At 58.0% G+C, this 665-nt stretch carries 1 pseudogene; it reads left to right on the forward strand.

Features of this window, described 5'->3' with window-relative positions:
• Positions 1-665 (forward strand): annotated as a pseudogene (locus A3754_RS27350) (hypothetical protein); the annotation flags it as partial.

Consider the following 665-nt stretch of genomic DNA (forward strand, 5'->3'; position numbering starts at 1 on the left):
CTGACCGGGGCTTCAATCTGCTGGGCAAGCCCTTTCAGATTGGTGCGGAATACGAGCAGGCCTTCAACGATACCAGCCGCCGTCGTATCGCGGCCGATGCGGACATGCAGCTCACCGAGAAAACCAGTCTTTACAGCCGTTACGAGATCATCAACAGCCTGAATGGTATCAATACGCTGGACGATGATGTGGAAACACAGCAGTTCACCACAGGTGTGCGTTCTGCGATTACCCGCAATACCGATGTGTATTCCGAGTACCGTTTGCGCGGTGCCGTGGATGGCCGCGATGTGGCCGCAGCCAATGGTGTGAAGTCTGACATCGAGATCGAGCCGGGTCTGACTGTGTCGCCGTCCATGGAGTGGATTCAGACGCTGGACGGACAGACCAATCAGGATGCCACGGCCCTGTCCGTGGGCGCAGAAGACAAACGCAATGAAAACCGCCGGACTCTGGGGCGGGTGGAAACCCGCTTTGGCGATGATCGTGAGTACTACGGGCTGAGTGCGGCCAATATCTGGCGAGTGAATACAGACTGGTCTGCGGTGGTGCGTGATGACCTGCGCCTGCAGTATTTCGATACGGAAGCCAAGGAAGGCGACAACATTGTCACCCTGGGCATGGCCCGCCGTCCGCGTCGGGACAACCGCCACCACATGCTATTC

Source organism: Alcanivorax sp. HI0083, assembly GCF_001635175.1.